General features: G+C 70.6%; 1 protein-coding gene. It reads left to right on the plus strand.

Going from position 1 to position 568, the window contains the following annotated elements; translation table 11 throughout:
• A partial coding sequence (locus tag GVL52_RS31715) for an RNA 3'-terminal phosphate cyclase (RefSeq protein ID WP_200847957.1) occupies window positions 1-510 on the plus strand: 510 nt, incomplete at its 5' end.
• Window positions 511-568: the final 58 nt, after the last annotated feature.

Genomic DNA, 568 nt, shown 5'->3' on the forward strand with positions numbered 1-568 from the left:
CCATTCGACCTGCTGCAGCGCGGCACCGCGATGCCGCACCATGCGGAATGCGTGGCCCCTGCGCTGCCGCGGGCAATTGCCCGGCGCGAGCTGGAGCACCTGGGCGCGGCGCTGGGCTGGAGCCGGGAGCAATTGCGCCTGGCTCCTTCCCGCCAGCACGAGGGGCCAGGCAATGCGCTGATGGCTACGCTGGCGTACGGGCATGTCACGGAGGTTTTCACGCAGTTTGGCGTGAAGGGCACCAGCGCGGAGGAGGTCGCGCAGGAACTGGCCCGCGACGTGCAGGCCTACCTGGCAAGCGACGCGGCGCTGGGCCCCTTCCTGGCAGACCAATGGGCGCTCCCGCTGGCCCTGGCCGTATGGCAGCGCCGGCGTGGGGCGGCCTATACCTGCACGGAGCTGACCGCCCACGCGACCACGCACTTCGACGTGATCGAACGCTTCCTGCCGGTACGGTTCGCGGTGGAAGGGGCGGGCAACCACTGGACGGTCCGCGCACAGCCGCGCTAGGGAAACTCTGCCCGATGCCGCTCGAAGCGTAGCTGGTGTGCTTGCGGCTCGGCCACCC

Origin of the sequence: Rhizobium sp. 18055 (assembly GCF_902706285.1) — a bacterium.
GTDB lineage: Bacteria > Pseudomonadota > Alphaproteobacteria > Rhizobiales > Rhizobiaceae > Rhizobium.